The sequence below is a fragment of the Gemmiger sp. An50 genome, assembly GCF_002161595.1.
Classification (GTDB): domain Bacteria; phylum Bacillota; class Clostridia; order Oscillospirales; family Ruminococcaceae; genus Allofournierella.
In genome coordinates this window covers 121,566-144,121 of the sequence record NZ_NFID01000002.1, presented here as the reverse complement: position 1 = coordinate 144,121, position 22,556 = coordinate 121,566, and the positions used below count along the sequence as shown (strand labels likewise).

Genomic DNA, 22,556 nt, shown 5'->3' with positions numbered 1-22,556 from the left:
GCATGAGAGAAAGCCCGCCCAAAGTCATTACCATACCCGCAAAGCCGGAGGTCGCAAGCCGGCAGGCGGTCCAGCGCCAGCTTCGTGTGGCCGCCTACTGCCGGGTATCCACCGATGACGAGGAGCAGCTCACCAGCTATGAGGCGCAGCAGAACTACTATACCGACAAGATCATGACCAACCGGGAGTGGACCATGGCCGGGATCTTCGCTGATGAGGGTATCACAGGGACATCGGCTCGGAAGCGGCCAGAATTCCTGAAGATGATCCGGCTGTGCAAGCAGAAGAAGATCGACATCGTCCTGACCAAATCCATCTCCCGCTTCGCCAGAAATACGGTGGACTGCCTGAATTACATCCGTGCCCTGCGGGAATTGGGCATTGCGGTCATCTTCGAAAAAGAGAACATCAACACGCTGGAAGCCGACAGTGAGATCCTCATCACCATGCTCGGCGCCTTCGCCCAGGCGGAAAGCGAGAGCATCAGCGCCAATGTCCGCTGGGGTAAGCGGCAGGCCATGCGCGAGGGCAAGGCAATCATACAGTATAACCGGCTGTACGCCTATGAAAAAGGCGAGGACGGCAAGCCGAAAATCATCCAGGAACAAGCAGAAGTGGTTCGCTCGATCTATGAGCAATATCTGAGCGGAGCCAGCCTTCGGATGATCAAAGACAGGCTGGAAACGGAGCAGATCCCCAATGTGACCGGCGGCTCCCAATGGACGATCACGGCGATCCGAAGCATCCTGACCAATGAGAAGTATTGCGGAGATGTCCTCCTTCAGAAGACCTACATCAGCGACTGCATCAGCCGCAAGGTCATCCGCAACACGGGGCAGCTCCCCATGTATCTGGTGCAGAACCATCATGAGGGCATCGTGGAGCGCAAAACCTTCGATGCGGTACAGGCAGAGATGGCGCGGCGCAGTGCCGGAAAAAGCCCTTCCAAAAAGAATGCCCCCACGGGGATGACATCCTATGCCAGCAAATACGCCTTGTCGGAGCGCCTTGTCTGCGGCGAATGCGGCACCCTGTACCGCCGCTGCACCTGGTCCAAGCAAGGCAGGAAGCGCATCGTGTGGCGCTGTGTCAGCCGGTTGGACTACGGCACCAAGTACTGCCACAACTCACCAACGCTGGACGAGGAACCGCTCCAGAAGGCAATCCTCGCCGCAATCAACTCCGTCATGAGTCAAAAGAGTACGCTGATCCGGCAGATCACCTCCGCCATGGAAATGGAGCTGGCTCCGGTTCCCGGCGAGAGCATGAGTCTTGCCGATATTGAAAGGCGGCTGGACGAGCTGAACGACCAGACCCGTGAGCTGGTAGCAGAAGCTGCCCGAGCGGAGGACGCCTCCGCCTGCACCGCCCAGCTGAGAGCTGTCATGAATGAGGCTGCCGTACTGAAAGAAAAGCGGGCCCTGATCGAAGAACAGCGTCAGAGCAACGCTCAGGCTGTACGGCGCATTGAAGATGCGGCTGCCGCGATGGCTCAGGCGTCCACCTACATCAGCGAATGGGATGAAGCTCTCATCCGGCAGCTGGTGGATACGGTCAAGGTCAACTCAGCGGAGAAAATCACGGTGTTCCTCCGCGGTGGCATCCAGGTGGAACAGGATATGATATAATAGGCAAAAGAAGGTGAACCGAAATGATCTACGCAACCGGCGATACCCACGGCAACTTCCAGCGGTTTGCACCCGAACACTTCCCCGAGCAGGCCGGAATGACCAAGGAAGACTATATGCTCATCTGCGGAGATTTCGGCGGCGTATGGGACAGGGGTAAAAAGGAGGAGCGCAATCTGGACTGGCTGGAGGATCTGCCCTTTACCACGCTGTTCATCAGCGGCAACCATGAAAACTTCGACCTGTTGAGCAAATACCCGACAGAGGAATGGAACGGCGGAAAGATTCAGCGAATTCGGCCTCATGTGATCCACCTGATGCGCGGGCAGGTCTTTGACCTGCAAGGATACTCCTTCTTTACCATGGGCGGCGCCAGAAGCCATGACATCGAGGACGGTATCCTGAACCCCAAAGCACCCGATTTCGAAGAACAATACTGGGCCCTTCGCAGAATGGGCGCTCGATTCCGGGTCAACCACCGATCCTGGTGGAAGCAGGAGCTTCCCAGCAAGACGGAGTATGAGGAAGCCCAGCACAGTCTGGAGCGCATTCAATATGAGGTGGACTATGTAATCACCCACTGTGCCCCCAGCAGTATTGTGGACATACTGGGAAATGGCGGCTATGTTCACGACCACCTGACAGACTTCCTGGAAGAAGTCAAAAAGCGAGCCAGGTTTCATTACTGGCTGTTCGGACATTACCACGATAACAAAATCATCGACGACCGCTTCGTCCTGCTCTGGGAGCAGATGGTACAAGTGGTGTGAACAGGCCAAAGAGAAACGCAGGAGGCGCCTCCTGTGCTTCTCTTTGGCCTGTTTCAAAATAAGGCAGGTCCTGCCGGAAAGGAGAAGCTATGAACATCCGCAAAAACATCGATTACTCTGCCATGTTTGCGGCTCTGGAGGCTGCGCTGAGCGCCGAGCTGCCCCAGATGCAACTCTGCTGCGAACTGGGCCGCATCGTCTGTTCCCGGCCGGAGAAAGGCGCGGCAGTGGCTGCAGCCGAATATCTGCACAGCCGTTTCCCCGATGCTTCCGGCTTCTCCCCGCGGAACCTTCGCCGGATGCGGGAGTTCTATCGGATGTATGAGGACACCCCCGAGTTGCTGGCCCTGGCCATGGAGATCAGTTGGACCCAGAATGTAGTCATTTTGGAAGCAGACATGGAGCTGGAGGAGCGGCGCTGGTATCTTCGTGCCGCTGGTCGTTTCGGCTGGTCAAAGGCAGAACTCCAGAGAAAAATCGATTCTGACGCCCATCTGGAAATCCAACTCGACGAATCTGAGGTTCCGTGCTATACTGAGTGCGATAGTAATGAGTTGGAGTGTACGGAGCATGATCAGGATACTTTTTCTCTGCCACGGCAATATTTGCAGAAGCCCGATGGCCGAGTTCATCATGAAGGATCTGGTGAAGAAAGCCGGTCTGGAGCAGAGCATTCAAATCGAGTCGGCAGCTACCAGCACCGAGGAGATCGGCAATCCGGTCTATCCGCCAGCCCGCCGCAAGCTGTCCGAGCATGGCATCGACTGTTCTGGCAAACGAGCCAGGCAGCTCCTGAACAGCGATTACGAGAAGTACGACCTTCTGGTTGGCATGGATCGGGCCAACCTGCGGAGTATGTACCGGATCTGCGGCGGCGATTTTGCCGACAAGATGCACCTGCTGATGGACTTTACCGACCGCCCCGGCGAGGTAGCCGATCCGTGGTATACCGACGATTTCGACACGACCTGGCGGGATGTGGAGGAAGGCTGCCGGGGACTTCTGCAGAAAATTATCAAGAAGGCAGTGGTGTAATTTATGAACGATAACTGTTGGGGAAATCCGGATGCTTTTTCAATGGTGTTGCGCTGTACAAAAATGCGATATGCGCGCACATTTTTGAACTGCGGCCAGATCAAATTTAGTACACCGAGTTCATGGGTTGAGTATGAAGAAAAATACGGTGATGGCAGAGGCGATCGCCTTGAAGGAACAATGGCAACTTTCAATATTTGGGATTTTGAGAATTCACTTCCTATTTTAAGAAAATACAGCCATTACACTGATCTTTTAAAGATTCAGAATGGCAATAGGATCTATTTAAAAAGAAGACGGGATATGCACTTGCCCTGCTTTTGCTTATATTATTTAAAAAACAGTATGTTCATATGTCCGAAAGAACCAGGTATTCAAAAGTTGAAAACATCTATTCCATACTCATATTTTAGAGACTTTGCTGATAATATGTCTCCAGAAGAAGTTCAAAAGTTGCCCGAAGATGAGAGACCAGTCCTCATTGTTATTGAAGACTACCCGGAGTTTAAGCGAAGATTAGTCCATAAACTTATAGAAATCGGTTTGCTTGACCGCGAAATTATAGAAACTAAAGTTAGTTATTTTGATTTTGATCAGTATGGTGAATTTGGTTGGTGGGACTTTGGGCAGAAAAGCCCTATGGAATTAGCTGTAAAACATATTCGGTTCAAAGACCAGAACGAAGGACGTTTTATCATTAATACAGATAACCAGAGAATCCTTCAATTATTGGACAAACCAATTGAGATTGGGCCCTTAGATGATATATGTATTTTGTGTGACCACTATTTGTATGATGGCATGGATATTGTTATGACAGCAAAAGTAGAACAAATAGAGGAATAAATAATTGAATTATGATTTGTGTTCTGGCACATGCTTAAAGAAAAGCGGCATCTATAGTGTTGCGATGTTCCATGTTAAAAGCTACATTTTGAGAAATCAAAGTGTAGCTTTTTTCTTGTGTTTTCATATAGTAAAAATTCCTCCATGCTATACTTCTGGCATGGAGGAATTTTTATGATGCCGGAAATGAGTACTTTTTCTCATAAGAAAGAAAAATTGTGGGTTGCAGCTTACTGTCGAGTCAGCACGAAGCATTGGTAATGTGCTGATGTAGAAAACCTATACACCTGTTTTTTTAAAGGGTAAGCAGGAAAAGAATGACGGTACTTTCGGTATGTTTTCGTGGAGAATGCGCAGGAGGCAATTGTTGCTAAAGTGATATTCGAAAAAGTTCAAGAGAGGAAAAAAGCGCATTCAAAAAAGACTTAAAGTTTTGTCTCGAGGCGCATGGTTAGATGGAGATTAGAAAAGATTGTTTTTACTCTAGTGCGAGTATGAAAAGAACATCAAAATCCAGGAGTCTTCGCACCAAGAAATGCCTTTCAAAATGTATCAAACGTCGAAAGAACTTTGACAAATCTCTAAAAATCGCGTATGGTAATGGTATTATAGCAAGTTTAACTACAAAAAAGAAACTGTTTTTTGTGGCATTTTACTGTCGCTCTCCGCAAGGAGAGCGTGGATAGAAATTATGATGAGTTCCATGATGGATGATAAAATTAACGTCGCTCTCCGCAAGGAGAGCGTGGATAGAAATCGTATGCTCAATTGCCTGCTTAAGCTGCTCCCTTGTCGCTCTCCGCAAGGAGAGCGTGGATAGAAATCGGCGGCACCTGCGGCCCCGGTCAATGCGCCTGACGGTCGCTCTCCGCAAGGAGAGCGTGGATAGAAATTTGCATCCCTTAATCCTAAAACCACATTGGCGGGTCGCTCTCCGCAAGGAGAGCGTGGATAGAAATGATGAGGCCACGGTGCGGCGGTTGATTGTGGAGCGTCGCTCTCCGCAAGGAGAGCGTGGATAGAAATAACCGTGTGATCAGCATCACCCAGGTGGCGGATGGTCGCTCTCCGCAAGGAGAGCGTGGATAGAAATTAGATTAAGCAATGCCCTTTCGTGGAGCCTGCGGCGTCGCTCTCCGCAAGGAGAGCGTGGATAGAAATGTATTCAGCAGCATAATCTGTGCGCTGCCTAAAGTCGCTCTCCGCAAGGAGAGCGTGGATAGAAATCAGAGCTCTCGGCGATTTCTCGTTCCGTGGTCAGGTCGCTCTCCGCAAGGAGAGCGTGGATAGAAATAGGAACACATCAAGGTTCTGGTCGAGTTTTTCAGGTCGCTCTCCGCAAGGAGAGCGTGGATAGAAATGAGCGGTTAAAGCGCACCCATCCGAGGCAATACGAAGTCGCTCTCCGCAAGGAGAGCGTGGATAGAAATCAGCGCGACTGGGGCACCGTGATCGACCAGCCCAGTCGCTCTCCGCAAGGAGAGCGTGGATAGAAATATCGTGTAAGTCAGGCTGTTCTCCATGTGTAACAGTCGCTCTCCGCGAGGAGAGTATCTTAAATAAATCGGTTTAGCATTGCGCTGAAAACTACGCTTTTGTTTGTTTTGACGTAGTATTTCGGAATAGATAATAATGTAAAAATATTTATGAAAGCAAAATCAAATGGGAAATTCAGGAAATCAATCCGTACTATTGGACATTCAGCGTGTTATACTTTAGAAAAGGCTCACAGTTGAATGCGGAGGTGAAAATATGAACTCCATGGATGAATCCTATAGATTGGCACATGTTTCTGAGGATGGGTTACGCCCGCAAACGATTTTGGAACATTTGAATGGAACGGCAAATCTGGCTTCCGGTTTTGCAGAACCCTTTGGTGCTGCGGCACAGGCGTATCTGGCGGGAATGCTGCACGATATCGGAAAATACAGCGATGCGTTCCAAAAACGACTGGCTGGTGGGGAAAAAACAGATCATTCCACTGCCGGTGCGCAGGAGGCCTTTTCCATGAGGCAGCTGGAGGTGGCTTTTGCAGTGGCAGGACACCATGGCGGCTTGCCGGATGGCGGAGCCAAAAGTGATACAGAAAGCTCTACCTTATTTGGCCGTATCAAGAAAACTGCAATTCCTGATTATAGTGAATGGAAGGAGGAGGTAAAACTTCCGGATGAGACGGAAAGAAAACACTTTCCGGATGGCTTTTCCACTGCTTTTTATACGAGAATGCTGTATTCCTGTCTGGTGGACGCAGACTATTTGGATACAGAGACCTTTATGAATGGAGGCCCTGTACCGCGTGGGGGAACTCAGCCGCCGGAACAATTGCTCCCTCGATTGCAGGAATATGTTGCTCCCTGGTGGGATGCAAAAAATGAACTGAACAAAAAGCGATGTGAAATTCTTCGCGCCTGCTTTGAAAAAGGCGTGACGGAGCAGCCGGGACTTTTTACCTTGACGGTACCCACAGGCGGAGGAAAGACCGTCTCCTCGCTGGCCTTCTCTCTGTCTCATGCGGTGGCACATGGAAAACGACGAATTGTTTATGTGATTCCTTATACGTCCATCATCGACCAGACGGCTGAGGTGTTTACCAACATTTTAGGCGAGGAAAATGTGTTGGAACATCATTCGGGCAGTGATGCGGTGATGGAGGAAAGCCAATCAGACCCGGATATTTGCCGTAAGGTGCTTGCGACGGAAAACTGGGATGCGCCGGTGACCGTTACGACCGCAGTGCAGTTTTTTGAATCGCTGTTCGCTAACCGTTCTTCACGCTGCCGCAAGCTGCACAATCTGGCTGATAGTGTGATTGTGTTTGATGAGGCGCAGACGCTTCCACTGGCTTATCTGCGCCCCTGTGTGGCGGCTATTGGGCAACTGGTGCGTTATTATGGGGCCAGCGCTGTTTTATGCACAGCTACGCAACCGGCGTTGGAACCATTGTTCCGGGAACTGGCTCCGGGATTGACACTACGGGAGATTTGTAACGATACAGCCGACTTGTACCATTTCTTTCACCGTACAAATCTTCGCAATGAAGGAGAACTCACAGAAGACCGGTTGGCAGAGAAATTGAGTCAGGTACAGCAGGTGCTGTGTGTGGTGAATCGTCGGGCAACGGCACAGCGGCTGTACAGTAGTTTGCCTGCTGATGGAAGCTACTGCCTGACAACACTTCTTTGTGCAGCTGACCGCAAACGTCTGCTGCGTGAGATTCGCACTCGCTTACAAAAAGGGCTGCCCTGCCGTGTTGTGTCTACTTCGTTGATCGAGGCCGGTGTGGATGTGGATTTTCCGGTGGCCTGGCGGGAGGAAGCAGGGCTGGATTCGGTTTTGCAAACGGCAGGACGGTGCAATCGGGAGGGAAAACATCCGGTGGCGGATAGTGTGGTTATTGTTTTTCGGCTGAGTGGTCAGCCGGTTCCACAGATCATTCGTCAAAATGCAGACGCAGCGCGCAGTGTGTGGCGCAACTTTGAAGATGTCTCACAGCCGCAGGCAATCGAAGCATATTTTTCCCTTTTGTATGCGGTAAAGGGAGAAGACGCGCTGGATCAGAAACAAATTTTGAAGGGCTTCAATGAAACAATGGAAGGGCGTATGCTTCCCTTTGCGACTGCTGCGGAACGATTCCGTCTGATCGAATCCTGCGCGGTGACGGTATATATACCAACAGAAGAGAACCAGGAACTGCTCGCAGCTCTGTGGGAGGGAAATGGTAGCCGTTCTTTGTATCGCAAATTGGGCCAATACGGCGTCACGGTGTATCCTGAACATCTTGCGGCGCTGCATGCGGCCGGTGCGGTGGAAATGCTGGATGGGGAAGACTGGGTGCTGACGGATACTACCCTGTACAATCGTGAGACCGGACTCGCTCTGGACGTGGAAACAGGGAAAGCCTGGATGATTTAAACGAAGAAGGGCGGCAGGGGGATGCCCTGCCGCCGTTTCTCCATAAAATACATACAATAATTTCTACCCACAGCAATTGCTGACGGTCCTATTATATCCCATCAACAATCAAACTACAACAACTATGAATTTGGAAAATATTTACAATGTGAGCGGTATCGATTCTTGCATAATGATGATTCTTTCTTCTTTGCTTGACGAAAGTAAACAAAAGAGATATTATTGAGATGATTTTAAAATACATTCAATAGAAGTTAGGAGCGATGCTGAGTGATCCAATTGGAAGTCTGGGGCGATTATGCGCTCTTTTCCCGCCCTGAATTAAAGGTGGAGCGAATGTCCTATGACGTGCCCACACCTTCGGCGGCACGCGGGCTGGTGGAAGCCATCTATTATCACCCCGGTCTGCGCTGGCACATTGATCGGATTTATGTACTTAATCCCATTCGTTTTGTCAGTATACGCCGCAACGAGTTGAAAAATAAGGTGCTTGCCACATCAGCCCGCGCTGCGGCACAGGGAAGTGGACAGCCACTGTATCTGGCTTCGCCTCAGGAGATTGTGCAGAGGGCATCGCTGGTGTTACAGGATGTACATTATGTAATTGAGGCGCATTTTACGATGACAGACCGTGCTGCGCCCGGTGATAATCCGGGAAAATTTCAGGATATCGTGACCCGGCGCATGGAGCGGGGGCAATGCTATCACACCCCTTACTTCGGGTGCAGAGAATTTCCGGCAAAGTTTCGCCGCTGGCCCGGCGGCGAAATCCCCGCGATTGAAGAGACGAGAGATCTGGGGTTGATGCTGTACGATTTCGATTACTCAGACCCAAAGGATATCACACCAACCTATTTCCGAGCTCGTTTGGAGCAGGGCGTTGTACATGTGGCGGATTGTGAGGTGCTTCGATGATCCTGCAGGCTTTGACGCAATATTATGAGGATTTGCTGGCTCTTGGGAAAATCGCGCGTCCGGGTTGGGCGAAAGCAAAGGTATCTTGGGCGCTGGAACTCAGTGATAATGGCGAACTGCTGGGTTTGCTGCACCTGCAGCAGGAGGTGCAGAGAGGAAAGAAAACGGTACTGATTCCACAGGAGCGAGAGGTGCCGCAGCCGGTTAAGCGGTCATCTGGTGTGGCAGCCAATTTTCTGTGTGATACATCCGGTTATCTTCTGGGAGCTGATGCCAAAGGCAAGCCGGAACGAACCGCAGAATGCTTTGCGGCTTCCCGCATGCTGCATGAGCAGATTTTGAAGGAGGCCCAGAGCTCGGCCGCGCATGCTGTGCTGGCATTTTATGAACATTGGAACCCACAGACCGCAAAAGATCACCCGGCGCTGAAAGAGGAGTGGGATGAGGTGATGAAGGGCGGCAATCTTTTGTTCTGGTACCGGGGAGGTCCTGTGACGGAAGATACGCAGGTGCGGGAACGCTGGCAGCATGCCAACGAACAAAGCGGGGATGCAGAAAATACGCTGTGTCTTGTTACCGGTCATCACGGACCGACTGCTCGCCTGCACCCAAATATCAAGGGAGTGGTGGGCGCACAGACCGCCGGTGCGGCGCTGGTGTCTTTCAATGCACCAGCCTTCTGCTCGTATGAGCATGAACAGGGGGACAATGCTCCGACCGGTGAATATGCGTCTTTTGCTTATACCACAGCGCTTAATACCCTCATTGCCGACCGGGAGCACACACGCCGCGTGGGCGATACCACCATCGTCTGCTGGGCAGCGGGTGGACAACCTGCCTATCAGGATTTCATGATGACAGCGCTGTACGATGACAACGTGGACGAGAGAGACATCCTGGGGACTATGGTTCACCTGTCCAAAGGTGAGCCTGTGGAGTGGCAGAAACAGAAACTTTCGCCGGATACACGCTTTTATGTTCTGGGGCTTGCACCCAATGCCGCGCGACTCTCCGTTCGTTTTTTCTGGCAAAACAGCTTTGGAACGCTGATTCAAAACGTAACAAAACATTATCGGGATCTGGAAATTGTGCGGCCCTCGTTTGATAAATTTCCCACGTTGCCGGTCTGGCGGCTGCTGCGGGAAACGGTGAATCAGAATGCCCGCAATCCGGAGCCGAACCCGCGGCTGGCGGGAGATCTTTTGTTGGCGATTTTGAATGGCACACCCTATCCGGCTACTCTGTTGGACGGCATAGTACTGCGTATCCGTGCCGAGCGAGAGATCACGCGCGGCCGGGTTGCAATCGTAAAAGCCTGGTATCTGCGCAACACGAAAAACGAACAACTGAAGGAGGTCATGACTGTGGAACTCAACGAACAAAGCAACTATCTGCCGTATCTGTTGGGACGGCTGTTTGCGGTATTGGAGGATATTCAGCAACAGGCCAACCCCAAGATCAATACGACTATCAAGGATCGTTACTTCAATTCTGCTTCAGCAACGCCCGCGACGGTGTTTCCATTGTTGATCAATCTGGCTCAAAAACACCTGGCAAAGCTGGATAAAGGATTGGTCATACACTATAACCGCAAGATAACGGAGCTGAATTCCCGTATCACACAAACGCTGCCTGCCCGCCTGACCCTGCCGGAGCAGAGCGCCTTCCAGATCGGCTATTATCACGAAACACAGAAGCGTTATACTAAAAAGGAGGAAGTATAAAATGTCTGAAATCATTAAAAATCGATACGACTTTGTGATCCTGTTCGATGTGGAAAACGGCAATCCCAACGGAGATCCGGATGCAGGCAATATGCCGCGCATTGATCCTGAAACAGGGTATGGCCTTGTGACCGATGTTTGCCTGAAGCGCAAGATTCGCAATTATGTGGAAACTGCAAAAGAAGATGCTCCGGGCTATCGGATCTACATCAAGGATCAGGTTCCGCTGCAGCGCAGCGATGCCGAGGCACTGGAGTATTTGAAGGTGGATAAAGACCTGAAAGCGGCCAAAAAGGATGACCCCACTCTGGATGAAAAAATTCGAATTTTTATGTGCAGCAATTTTTATGATATCCGTACCTTCGGTGCCGTGATGACTACCTTTGTAAAAGGGGCGCTGAATTGTGGGCAGGTGCGCGGTCCGGTGCAGCTGGGCTTTGCCCGCAGTGTGGACCCGATTCTGCCGCAGGAGGTCACTATCACCCGTGTGGCCATCACTACGGAGGCAGATGCCGAGAACAAGGGTACTGAGATGGGCCGCAAATATATCGTACCATATGGCCTGTATCGTGCAGAAGGATATGTGTCGGCAAATCTAGCCCGCAAAACAACCGGATTTTCGGAAGAGGATCTGCAGCTTCTGTGGCAGGCGATTCTGAACATGTTTGAAAATGACCATAGTGCAGCACGCGGTAAAATGGCGGTGCGGGAGCTGATTGTGTTCCGACATGACAGTGAGTTGGGTAATGCACCTGCCTATAAGCTGTTTGATGCGGTACATGTTGAGCGCAAGCCGGAGGTAGCTGTGGCACGCAGCTATCGTGACTATCAGGTAACGGTGGATGAGAACCTGCCCAATGGAGTGATCTGTGAACGGTTGAGATGATGGAAAATGAATATCTGTTGCTGTCAGGCATTCAGCATTTTTGCTTCTGCCGTCGACAATGGGCACTGATCCATCTGGAGCAGCAGTGGCAGGAAAATCTCCGAACCGCCGAGGGCAGATTGGACCATCAGCGCTGCCACGATGAAACGCTGCGCGAAAAGCGGAACAATCTGCTGATTGTGCGGGGAATGCGGGTAACATCGCACACGCTGAAGCTGTCCGGCGTGTGCGATGTGGTGGAGTTTTCGCTTGATCCGCAAGGTGTGCCATTACAGGGGCAGGAAGGCTTATGGCTGCCTCTGCCGGTGGAATACAAGCACGGCACCCCAAAGGAGAGCGATGCCGACCGATTGCAGCTGTGTGCACAGGGAATGGCATTGGAGGAAATGCTGGTGTGCAGCGTGCCGCGCGGTGCGCTGTACTATGCGCAGACACGCCGGCGGGAGCTTGTGGAGTTCACGCCGGAGCTGCGGGAAAAAACGCACCGCACCGCCGCAGAGATGAACGAATACTTTGTCCGAGGGTATACGCCGAAGGTGCGCCCCGGGAAACACTGCAATGCCTGTTCTTTGAAAGAGATCTGCCTGCCGACGCTGTGCAGGAAAAATGATGTAAATGAGTATATTCGTACTCATCTGGCAGAGCAGAACACGGAGGAAGCCAAATGAGAAAGATGCTGAATACGCTGTTTGTTCTTACACCGGAAAGCTATCTTTCGCTGGAGGGTGAAACCGTGGTGGTGAATCAGAACGGAACAGAGGCGGCACGGTTTCCACTGCACACACTGGAAGGGATTCTCACCTTTGCCTATGCAGGAGCATCTCCCGCGCTGATGGGTGCTTGTGCTGAGCGAGGGATTGATCTGGCATTTTTTACGCCGAATGGCCGATTTCTGGCCCGCACCGTAGGGGAAGAACGCGGTAATGTGCTGCTTCGTCAGCAGCAGTATCGGATTGCGGATGATCCCGCAGTCAGCTGCCGATATGCGTGCGGGTTTATTCTCGGAAAAGTCTACAACGCGCGCTGGGTGCTGGAGCGCGCCACCCGTGACCATCCTCAGCGCGTACCGGTGGAACGGCTGAAAGAAATCTCGTCGCAGCTGGCAGCGTCCTTGATGCGAATCCGAGAGTGCGGTACATTGGAGGAGATGCGGGGATTGGAAGGAGAAGCGGCACAACGATATTTTGATGGGTTTGACAGTCTGATCTTACAGCAGCGAACAGAATTTGCATTTACCGGCCGCAGCCGTCGGCCGCCACTGGACCCCATAAACACAGTGCTTTCCTTTGCGTATACATTGCTCGCAAGGGAATGTGCAGCGGCATTGCAAAGCGTTGGGCTGGACCCGTATGTGGGCTTTTTGCACCGGCCTCGCCCGGGAAGAACCAGTCTGGCATTGGATTTGATGGAGGAGCTGCGCCCTGTGTGCGCTGATCGGTTCGTTTTGTCCTGCATTAACCAAAAAATCATTACAGGAAAGCATTGCCAGAGGCAGGGCAGCGGAGCAGTTTGGCTGACGGATGAAGGACGCAAGGTGTTCCTTTCCGCCTGGCAAAAACGCAAACAGGAAACCATCACGCATCCGTTTCTGGGCGAAAAAATGCCATGGGGGCTGGTGCCCTATGTACAGGCGTTGTTGCTTGCCCGTACACTGCGCTGCGATCTGGAGGAATACCCGCCGTTTTTCTGGAAGTGAAGCAAAAGGGGCGTGTGATATGCTGGTTCTGATCACCTACGACGTAAACACAGAAACACCGGCCGGACGCAAACGCTTGCGCAAAGTTGCAAAAATTTGTGTTGATCACGGGCAGCGCGTACAAAATTCAGTGTTTGAATGCCTGCTGGATGCGGCTCAATATGCGGTTTTGAAAGCAAAATTGACGCAGTTGATTGATCCGGAATGCGATAGCCTGCGCTTTTACTGTTTGGGAAACTCTTACAAGAAGAAGGTGGAGCATATCGGGCGCTGCCCGCAGTGGTCACAGGATGATGTGCTGCTGCTGTAGCGGGTGCGAACATGAAGCGCACAGAAAAGCACTGGGACCTTCGCACCAAAAGATAGTTGAAAAATGATGTAAAAGAGCACGAAATAGTTTTGATAGAAGCAGAGAGTATGTATTTTGTAATATCAGAACGACGAATTTTCGTGTTTGTGCTGCAAAAGCAAACAATATTTTGTGAACTTTTGCTGTCGCCCTCCGTACGGAGGGCGTGGATAGAAATCAGTATTTCCGGCCGTTTGGAGCGAACAACTTTGAGTCGCCCTCCGTACGGAGGGCGTGGATAGAAATTTGTACAAGAAATCAATGAGCCACTACTACAATGTCGCCCTCCGTACGGAGGGCGTGGATAGAAATTTCCGGCAACCACGTCACCGTCGCCCTGGTTGGCGCGTCGCCCTCCGTACGGAGGGCGTGGATAGAAATGCCATTGGCCGGTACGACATCGACATGACCAACCTGTCGCCCTCCGTACGGAGGGCGTGGATAGAAATTGGCTGGCGTACCGGCCGTAGCCTGCCCGCAGCATGTCGCCCTCCGTACGGAGGGCGTGGATAGAAATTCCAACCTTGGCCCCGGCATCAACTGGATCATCGCGTCGCCCTCCGTACGGAGGGCGTGGATAGAAATCCTGCTGGATGCTGTTGGACAGCTCCGAAGCACCGTCGCCCTCCGTACGGAGGGCGTGGATAGAAATATCTTCCGAGTGCTTGCTCGCAGCAGCTGCCGCAAAGGTCGCCCTCCGTACGGAGGGCGTGGATAGAAATGTGACATCGGCCGAATTGAAAAAATAGACACCGGAGTCGCCCTCCGTACGGAGGGCGTGGATAGAAATACATTCAGAACGCCAACGAAGCAAAAAAGACCGCCGTCGCCCTCCGTACGGAGGGCGTGGATAGAAATATCCAGACCGCTTGCCAGCTGCCGGATGTAGTAGTCGCCCTCCGTACGGAGGGCGTGGATAGAAATCGAGATGTTCGACACATCCACGCCGTTTGGCATTGGTCGCCCTCCGTACGGAGGGCGTGGATAGAAATTGCTATCCGGCAGGGCGCTTTTTTATTACCATTTCGTCGCCCTCCGTACGGAGGGCGTGGATAGAAATCCAGATCGTTTGCCCGGTGACCATCGCCAACATTAGTCGCCCTCCGTACGGAGGGCGTGGATAGAAATCGTCTTTGGTTCCCAGTTCCTTAGCGTCCAAAGGTCGCCCTCCGTACGGAGGGCGTGGATAGAAATCATAGGCCCCAGTCTTGCGGATGCTGGGCAGCACGTCGCCCTCCGTACGGAGGGCGTGGATAGAAATTTTGGCGGCGTCGGCGGCGTCGTCTGCGTCATCGGTCGCCCTCCGTACGGAGGGCGTGGATAGAAATGTCAGCCTCCGGTACTTCTTGGCCCGCTCGGCCAGTCGCCCTCCGTACGGAGGGCGTGGATAGAAATTCCATGGCATTGAAGAACTGCCCGCCCTCGTCAGGTCGCCCTCCGTACGGAGGGCGTGGATAGAAATGCGACCTCAATCAAACCATGGGCGATCACTACAGTCGCCCTCCGTACGGAGGGCGTGGATAGAAATTTGACTTCCAGCTCCTCGGAAATGGTGCGGGACCGGGTCGCCCTCCGTACGGAGGGCGTGGATAGAAATGTCATGGGGCAGACCATCAGCTGCGCCGCTGTCAGGTCGCCCTCCGTACGGAGGGCGTGGATAGAAATTTTAGTAATAACTCACGGCGAAAACCACGCCCGGTCGCCCTCCGTACGGAGGGCGTGGATAGAAATCACATCATCCAGCCCAAGGGCTTTGTGGGCTTCCGTCGCCCTCCGTACGGAGGGCGTGGATAGAAATAACACAAAGTTTACCGGCGCATTTGCTCCCGGCGGTCGCCCTCCGTACGGAGGGCGTGGATAGAAATCCGGTTTCCGGGAAAAAATGTGTATTGCCGCGAAGGTCGCCCTCCGTACGGAGGGCGTGGATAGAAATCGGTTGGCGAGGGGCGCACGCTCACCAACGAAACGTCGCCCTCCGTACGGAGGGCGTGGATAGAAATAGATCCGAACCTCCTGAAGGCAGAGCTCACAACATCGTCGCCCTCCGTACGGAGGGCGTGGATAGAAATGACTGCTAAACCGGGTGCACGGCCCACCCTTTAGGGTCGCCCTCCGTACGGAGGGCGTGGATAGAAATAACTACGAGGGCTGGGGCGCATCCAAAACCGGATGTCGCCCTCCGTACGGAGGGCGTGGATAGAAATTTGTTTGCCCCTCCGGTGCTACAATGAACAGGAAGGTCGCCCTCCGTACGGAGGGCGTGGATAGAAATATCACGGCTGGCACCCTCAACTGCGCTCTGCTCAAGTCGCCCTCCGTACGGAGGGCGTGGATAGAAATCGTGGGACAAGGGCGCAAACGGTGAGGTTATCACGTCGCCCTCCGTACGGAGGGCGTGGATAGAAATGTACTCCTGCAGCTTGTTGGCCACGCTGGCGGGGGTCGCCCTCCGTACGGAGGGCGTGGATAGAAATAGCTTTGTCTCCGGCGGTGAGGACATCACCATCGTCGCCCTCCGTACGGAGGGCGTGGATAGAAATCCTCGGTGACGTTGTGGTTGTCCCACGCCGTAGGGTCGCCCTCCGTACGGAGGGCGTGGATAGAAATCAGCGGGTAGCGGAATCCGAGAATGTCCTGCGGGTCGCCCTCCGTACGGAGGGCGTGGATAGAAATTACCCCACTGCCAACCGGCCAGGCGGCCAGCATCGTCGCTCTCCGTACGGAGGGCGTGGATAGAAATTTGTTCTGGGCGCAGCTGATCGACCAGCTATAGCGTCGCCCTCCGTACGGAGGGCGTGGATAGAAATCATCTGGCCGGGGTCAGCGGGAAAAACATCATCGTCGCCCTCCGCATAGAGGGCTTGGGTAGAAATCTTATCTTGATAGTTTAGTAATAACTTACGGTAGTTGTCCTCTGTACAAAGTACGTATGCGGAGTTTGTACAGAGGGCTCATTTTGCTGATTGTTGCACAGAGAAGAGTACAGCTTTTTCGGGTATCAATTTCATCACGCAAACTCACGTCGGAATGGACTACGCTCCATTCAAAAAGCCCAGCCAGTTGGCTGGGCTTTTCTCATACCGCTCCGTCATTCCTCCTTCTCCCCACAAAACTTTGCAGTGCAAACTTTCGCGGGGGCCCCGCCCTACGGGCTCAGAAAGGGAGTAGGTGTCAATTTCATCACGAAAACTCAAAAAGCCCGAATGCAAGTTCATTCGGGCTTTTTTCTTATTCACTCCTAACTTTTCGCTGAATACAACCATCTAGCCGAGCTTTTAAAAGTGAACAGGAATAGGATATTGGTCTTCATACGGTGCCGCTGTGGTTTAGAATTCGAATCAGAATCTTCGTAATATAATTTTGAGGATTTACCTCCACAAACTGATCGATGATGTTGATACAGATGACGTCCTCGGCCAAGGGCAGTTCGGTGGAGGTGCGCATGCGGGTAAAGGTTTCCCAGATGGTGGAGTAGGGGCCAGAGTGGTAACCGGTCAGGTAGTTTCCGGCCGGTATCTCGTGAACCGAATGCTGAGAGGCCTCAGGAACATCACCAATGAGATATGCGCCGAAGGACTGCTCCTCGCCCTGATAAAAGGCCAGAGTGGGATAAAGGTAGAACAGTTCGTTGGAAAAAACCTCGCTGAGGTTTCCCAGCGCAATATACTGCATTGCATCAAGATGCTCTGCACTGATCTTTTCAACGCAAAGGTTTTTCAGCTCCTGCTCGGTAAAGACGATTTTTGTCTGAATCACCGCGTCCAGACGCAGCAGCTCCTGAAGCTGATTGCGCAGGTTGCTGGACTGATGACGCAGATAGGAACAGGTTTCTGTGAAGCTGCGCTGGCCCATAAAGCCGCTGATTTCCGACAGCGGGCAGCCCAGCCGCCGCAGATAGCGGATCAGCGCCAAGGAATAAGACTGGTCGAACTTGTAATAGCGGTAGTTGCTTCCTTCCTCCCGGCCCTGCGGCAGCAAAAGTCCTTTTTCCTCATACAGCCGTAATGTTTGAACATCCACATGGAACAGTCTGGCCAGTTCGCCGATTCGCAGATACTCCTTCATAACGCACCTCCCATGATGGCGGTAAAAAAGATGACAACCGCCGGGCTTCGACGGTTGTCATGATAGGGTGAATTTGTGTTTTTGTCAAGAGCTGTGTCAGCCGATGCACTTGCCACCCAGATACCGGGCCTTGATATTGTCGGTGGTACCGATGTAGCAGAACCGCTCCACGACCTGAGCGGGGGTGAGCGGAAAATCCAGATCTTCCATGCCGTCGATGACCAGCGCATTGAACACATAGTCCTTTTCGAAGCTGCCCACCTTCCCGAACACACTTCCGCCGACCTTGGTGGCCAGATAAAAGGCGTTTGTAAAGGTAATGGGGTTGGCGTTTTCCGGTTCATAGAACCACTTCAGCTTAGACAGCTGGACGGCGCGGCCGATCTGCGTGTAGATGCCCATGGAATGTCCGCCGCCCACATCGGTGCCAAGGGTGATATTCACGCCATCGTTGTGAAGGGAAGAAACACCCATAATTCCGGCAATGATGTTGGTGGTTGCATCCGGGCAGTGAACGGTATGACCGCCGTGGCGCTTGATGATTTCGATGTCCTCTTTGGCAGGGAAAATGAAGTGTGCGCCCACAACAGGGCCGTTGTCCATCAGTCCTGCTCTCTCGTAGATCTCGGTGTCGCACTTGTATCCTGGATAGACCCGCAGGGCCTCCTGGGCTTCCCAGCGGGATTCCACCAGATGAGTCTGCAAGCCCACATGATATGTTTTGCCAAGAGCGCCTAGTCCCTTTACCAGGTCCTCGCTGCAGGTGGGGGCAAACCGCGGAGTGATGATGGGTTTTGCGGTTTTGTGATTCTGGCAGTCGGCCAGATACTGCTCGGTCTCCCGGAGCGATTCCTCCACCGTTTCGCACAGATACTGCGGAGAGGCGATGTCCATGTTTACCTTGCCCACATAACCGTAAAGGCCGCGCTCCTCCATGCGGCGGATCAGATACGAGGTTGCTTCCCGATGGATGGTGGCAAAAATGCAGGCATGGAAGGTTCCGTGCTTGATCATATCGTCGATGAAGGCGTCGTAGATCGGCCTGGCGTAGTTCATGTCCGCAAAGCGGGCTTCCTGAGGGAAGGTATACTGATTCAGCCAGTCCGACAAAAGCATATCCATGCCGAGGCCACGCTCAATATACTGCGAAGCGTGGACATGCAGGTCCGAAAAGGCCGGAATAATCACGCCTTTGCCGTAGTCCGTAATCTCTGCGTCTTTATACTGCTCCGGGAGAACGCTGCAAATTTCCCGGACCTTTCCGTTTTCCACAATCAGATAACTGTCTTCATAGGTGACCAACTCGTCGTAGCTCTTTGAAAACAGGATGTTGCCATGAAGAATATTCACTGTGTGTTCCTTTCTCCTATCAGACCGCGAGTCCCGACACAACGGACAGGAATCGAATTACAATACCGGCCAGAAGTCCCACAAAGGGATCGATCAGTGCGGTGACGGCAATGGTAGCGCCGCCTGCCAGGGCATCCGCCGGGCTTGCACCGTCAAAGGTGGCTGCTGCATACTGGGGAACACTGACCATGGAACCCAGCACGAACAGGAAGCCGGAAATGGAGACCGCCGGAATAAACCGAGCGATCTTCGGTACCATGCGCGCGAAGAGGATGAGTGCCATCACCACCATCAGCAGAATACCAGCCGCCACCGGATGGGGTGCCGCTGCCGTGGAGGAGAGGGTGATTTCAACGGGAGTACCACCGAAGAGGCCGGTCAGAATGTCCGCTGCACCGGAATAGATGGTCAGGCCGTCCACATTGGGATTCTCCATTCCGGCCATGCCGGAAACGATGCCGCTGTAAGCGATGTTCGTGCCGATGGACAAGCAGGCCAGGGCAAGGGCGCCTCGAATGACGTTGAAATTGGTTACGGGCTTGAAGAACTTGAATTTGCTCTCTTCCTTCACTTCCTCCATGGGACCCTTGTTTAGAATCAGGAAGCAGGCGATGCTGGCAGCCATGCTGATGACCAGTGTCCAGTTCAGGTCTTTGGTCAGGAAATAGGCGGCAAAGGCGGAAATGAGCGAGACGGCGCCGGTTTTCTTGCTCTCCTTGATCAGGTCAATTGCCACGCGGATAACGATGATGCCCACACCGGCCTCCATGCCGGAAATGATGGAATTGCCCGCAAAATCCACGATACGCTGGAGCAGACCCAGTCCGCCCAGCACCACCATGATCACGCCGCTGTAAAATACGATGCTGATGCGCTCCCGGAAGTTTTTTCCGACACTGCCTGCCAGAACGATGGTCTCGCCCTGGATGTTGATGGGAATAACTGTCTTGAAGGCCAGCATGCCGATGATACCCGCGCAATAGCCCAGTGCGGTGGGGGCGGACAGGAATCCGAAGCTAAGGCCCATGATGATTCCCGAAAGACCGTTGATTACGTTTCCCAACACCGAAAGAATGTCTTTGATAATTTCAAATTCCAATATGATTCCTTCCTCTCTGTTCCTGCGTCATACAGAGTTGTGTTTTCCCTCTATGGTGCTGCTTTGTCTATATAACGCTGTCTTTTGCTGTCAGTAAATGGCTTGCAATGTCAGGATAAACCCTATGGTAAGCATAGAGTCAAGAATTTTTAGAGTATGACTTTTCTGCTTTTGGGTCGGCATAATATCTAAGCCATGCACCAATAAGTTTGTAGTTGACTTTGTAGACAGGTTGTCTATGGGAAACATGGACAAAAGCAAACGTCATGTGTGACTTCCAGGCCAATGCTGGGCAGACGTGATTTCATATGCTATACTGGAGCTGTAATAAACAAAGGAGGTGCGCAATGTCTGAACTTGATTTTTTGCGGAATGTGCTGGGCATACAGCAGGAGGAGCTGCTGCGCGATGCGCTTGCCGTTTGCCGGACGGAGACGCTTCAAAAAGGGGACTGTCTGTTCCGCCCGGGGCAGGCGCCCACGAAGGTCTCCTTGCTGATGAAGGGGATATTGCGCGGCTTTTTTCTGGATGCAGAAGGGAATGAGATCACCGACTGTCTGGTGGTGACCCCGGGGTATCCCCTCATGCCGGAATCCAACCTGAAGGCGGTTTCGGAGCTGACAGTGGAGGCTCTGACGGATACCCAGGTGTTCAGTCTGCCCATGGAGGCGTTCTACAGGCTGAAACAACGCCATCCGGAGGTGGAAGAGATGTATCAGAAAATGTTGCTCTTGGCGTGGGATTATCACCGGCAGCTCAAGGTCATGATGTATCAGTATACCGCCGCCCAGAGATACCAGTGGTTTGTAAAAAACTATCCCCATGTGAAGGAGCAGATCGGCCATAAACACATCGCTTCCTTTCTGAATATGAGTCCCGTTACGCTCAGCCGGCTGATCAACAACCCGCCGGAGCAGGAGGAGCAGGAGCTGCTGGAGCTTTTCCACTTTCCGCGTGTGGACGAGTATGAGGCTTGAAAGGAAACGCCGCCGTTTTGGGTTGCCGATAAAAAACGGAACGATCAAATGAAAAAGCGAGGACTGCATTATGCGGTCCTCGCTTTTTGTATGGTTGCAGATTTGGCATCAGGCTTGGCCCGGCTTCGGCGCGGGGCCACTGGAATGACGCACCACCAGCTGGGCGTGGAGCAAGAGGGTGCTGATGGGCACGTCCGCCAACAGGCTGGACAGAGCGTAAAAAGCGCTTTTGCCCAGCTGGGTGCGGTCCTGACGGATGGTGGTCATGGGGGGCTGGGTGTAGGCACAGAGGGGCAGATCGTCAAAGCCGATGATGCTTAGATCTTCCGGAATGCGCAGGCCCTTCTCCTGGCAGTGGATCATCACTGTGTGAGCCAGCAGGTCGTGGCTGCACACGATGGCGGTCACCTTTTGCGCCAGCAGGGCGGGAAGGTGCTTTTGCAGGCATTCGGAAAAAAAATAGTCGCTGCCCGCCAAGCTGTGATCGTCCGGCAGATTGTGCTTGCGCAGCGCATGGAAAAAGACGCTGTAGCGCTGCTGGTTCACGTAGGAGCCCAGGCCGCCGCTCAGGTAGCCGATTCGCCGGTGCCCCTGTTCCTTTAAATGAGCTACAGCCAGGTCCATGCCTTCGCTGTTATCCACGCCCACATAGCAGGTGGCGGGGTTGGCCCGCACGTAGTTATCCAGCAGTACAGCGGGGGTGCGGCTGGTCTGCAGCTGGTGCAGCCAGGGGTCCGCCAGCGAAAGGCCAAGGAAGAAGGCGGCCACATAGTTGTTTTGCAGCATGTATTCGTCGTAGGAGATGCTTTTCTGTATCTGATCATTCAGCGGTATCACGCACACCACGAAGCCTGCGGGCTCGGCTACCTTGCGGAAGCCGGTCACAATGTCGTAGCCGAAGTCCGAGGGCTCCTCGCAGGTCATGTTCTCAATGAAGAGGCACAGCTGTTTTGCACCCCGCTTGCGCATGGAACGGGAGTAGCCCAGCTCCACCGCGGTTTCCAGCACGGCTTTTCGCAATGTTTCGCTCACGTCCGACGCGCCGTTCAGCGCCTTGGAAACCGTTCCCTTGGAAATGTTCAATTTGTTGGCAATGTCTTCGATTCTGGCCATGAATGTCCTCGTTTTTTCGAAAAGAAGAAGAAATGATGTGTTTTGTTCTCATTATAGCGGGTTTGAGGCGGAAAATCAATGTGTGAGCCCAAACATACGCTTAAAAAAGAATGTTTCGTAAAGTTTCGAGTTGCCTCTGTGGAAAGTGACGAAAGAGCCGCCATATCCTTGTGCATAAGGCAGAAAATGGC

At 52.8% G+C, this 22,556-nt stretch carries 16 protein-coding genes, 1 pseudogene and 2 CRISPR repeat arrays; of the genes and pseudogenes, 13 read left to right on the top strand and 4 right to left on the bottom strand.

The window, feature by feature from the left end; genetic code table 11:
* Window positions 1–2 precede the first annotated feature (2 nt).
* The 12 genes and pseudogenes from B5G03_RS02800 (at window position 3) to cas2 (ending at window position 13,722) form a co-directional block, all read left to right on the top strand.
* A complete protein-coding gene (locus B5G03_RS02800) occupies window positions 3–1,628 on the top strand; it encodes a recombinase family protein (RefSeq protein WP_087180261.1) in 1,626 nt (541 codons plus the stop codon).
* Window positions 1,629–1,651: 23 nt separating this feature from the next.
* Complete coding sequence (locus B5G03_RS02795) at window positions 1,652–2,398, top strand: metallophosphoesterase family protein (RefSeq protein WP_087180260.1); 747 nt, start codon at window positions 1,652–1,654, stop codon at window positions 2,396–2,398.
* Between the two features lie 89 nt (window positions 2,399–2,487).
* A pseudogene (locus B5G03_RS18130) lies at window positions 2,488–2,880 on the top strand (DUF1016 N-terminal domain-containing protein); the annotation flags it as partial.
* Window positions 2,881–2,968: 88 nt separating this feature from the next.
* Window positions 2,969–3,433, top strand: a complete 465-nt coding sequence (locus B5G03_RS02785; RefSeq protein WP_087180259.1) for a low molecular weight protein-tyrosine-phosphatase — start codon at window positions 2,969–2,971, stop codon at window positions 3,431–3,433.
* Between the two features lie 3 nt (window positions 3,434–3,436).
* Window positions 3,437–4,279: a hypothetical protein gene (locus tag B5G03_RS16975; protein ID WP_140401626.1), complete on the top strand. Its 843-nt coding sequence runs from the start codon at window positions 3,437–3,439 to the stop codon at window positions 4,277–4,279.
* A gap of 657 nt (window positions 4,280–4,936) precedes the next feature.
* Window positions 4,937–5,776: direct repeats of the CRISPR family, unit length 33 nt; unit sequence GTCGCTCTCCGCAAGGAGAGCGTGGATAGAAAT.
* 255 nt (window positions 5,777–6,031) lie between these two features.
* Window positions 6,032–8,191, top strand: coding sequence for a CRISPR-associated helicase Cas3' (cas3, locus tag B5G03_RS02775; protein WP_242962267.1), 2,160 nt, complete (start codon window positions 6,032–6,034; stop codon window positions 8,189–8,191).
* A gap of 270 nt (window positions 8,192–8,461) precedes the next feature.
* On the top strand, window positions 8,462–9,106 hold the full coding sequence (gene cas5c / locus B5G03_RS02770; RefSeq protein ID WP_087180257.1) for a type I-C CRISPR-associated protein Cas5c: 645 nt from the start codon (window positions 8,462–8,464) through the stop codon (window positions 9,104–9,106).
* Window positions 9,103–10,830, top strand: a complete 1,728-nt coding sequence (gene cas8c / locus B5G03_RS02765) for a type I-C CRISPR-associated protein Cas8c/Csd1 (protein WP_087180256.1) — start codon at window positions 9,103–9,105, stop codon at window positions 10,828–10,830. The genes cas5c and cas8c overlap by 4 nt, the downstream gene beginning before the upstream one ends.
* Window position 10,831: 1 nt before the next feature.
* Window positions 10,832–11,716 carry a type I-C CRISPR-associated protein Cas7/Csd2 gene (gene cas7c / locus B5G03_RS02760; protein WP_087180255.1) on the top strand — a complete coding sequence of 295 codons (885 nt, stop codon included), beginning with the start codon at window positions 10,832–10,834 and terminating at the stop codon, window positions 11,714–11,716.
* A complete protein-coding gene (gene cas4 / locus B5G03_RS02755) occupies window positions 11,713–12,384 on the top strand; it encodes a CRISPR-associated protein Cas4 (RefSeq protein WP_087180254.1) in 672 nt (223 codons plus the stop codon). Before cas7c ends, cas4 begins: the two co-directional genes overlap by 4 nt.
* On the top strand, window positions 12,381–13,412 hold the full coding sequence (gene cas1c, locus B5G03_RS02750) for a type I-C CRISPR-associated endonuclease Cas1c (RefSeq protein WP_087180253.1): 1,032 nt from the start codon (window positions 12,381–12,383) through the stop codon (window positions 13,410–13,412). The genes cas4 and cas1c overlap by 4 nt, the downstream gene beginning before the upstream one ends.
* 19 nt (window positions 13,413–13,431) lie before the next feature.
* Window positions 13,432–13,722, top strand: a complete 291-nt coding sequence (gene cas2, locus B5G03_RS02745; RefSeq protein WP_087180252.1) for a CRISPR-associated endonuclease Cas2 — start codon at window positions 13,432–13,434, stop codon at window positions 13,720–13,722.
* A 184-nt stretch (window positions 13,723–13,906) separates the two neighbouring features.
* A CRISPR array of direct repeats spans window positions 13,907–16,634; the repeat unit is 33 nt; unit sequence GTCGCCCTCCGTACGGAGGGCGTGGATAGAAAT.
* Window positions 16,635–17,067: 433 nt separating this feature from the next.
* On the opposite strand, the gene B5G03_RS02740 is transcribed toward cas2, so the two are convergent.
* From B5G03_RS02740 to B5G03_RS02730, 3 genes are all read right to left on the bottom strand, one after another.
* Window positions 17,068–17,826: a MerR family transcriptional regulator gene (locus tag B5G03_RS02740; RefSeq protein WP_087180251.1), complete on the bottom strand. Its 759-nt coding sequence runs from the start codon at window positions 17,824–17,826 to the stop codon at window positions 17,068–17,070.
* 96 nt (window positions 17,827–17,922) lie between these two features.
* Window positions 17,923–19,176 carry an amidohydrolase family protein gene (locus B5G03_RS02735; protein ID WP_087180250.1) on the bottom strand — a complete coding sequence of 418 codons (1,254 nt, stop codon included), beginning with the start codon at window positions 19,174–19,176 and terminating at the stop codon, window positions 17,923–17,925.
* Window positions 19,177–19,195: 19 nt separating this feature from the next.
* On the bottom strand, window positions 19,196–20,275 hold the full coding sequence (locus B5G03_RS02730; protein ID WP_087180249.1) for a SulP family inorganic anion transporter: 1,080 nt from the start codon (window positions 20,273–20,275) through the stop codon (window positions 19,196–19,198).
* Between the two features lie 347 nt (window positions 20,276–20,622).
* Between B5G03_RS02730 and B5G03_RS02725 the strand changes: the two genes are divergently transcribed.
* On the top strand, window positions 20,623–21,252 hold the full coding sequence (locus tag B5G03_RS02725) for a Crp/Fnr family transcriptional regulator (protein WP_162613315.1): 630 nt from the start codon (window positions 20,623–20,625) through the stop codon (window positions 21,250–21,252).
* Window positions 21,253–21,360: 108 nt separating this feature from the next.
* On the opposite strand, the gene B5G03_RS02720 is transcribed toward B5G03_RS02725, so the two are convergent.
* Entirely contained in the window at window positions 21,361–22,365 is a 1,005-nt protein-coding gene (locus B5G03_RS02720; protein WP_087180247.1) for a LacI family DNA-binding transcriptional regulator, read from the bottom strand.
* Window positions 22,366–22,556 lie beyond the last annotated feature (191 nt).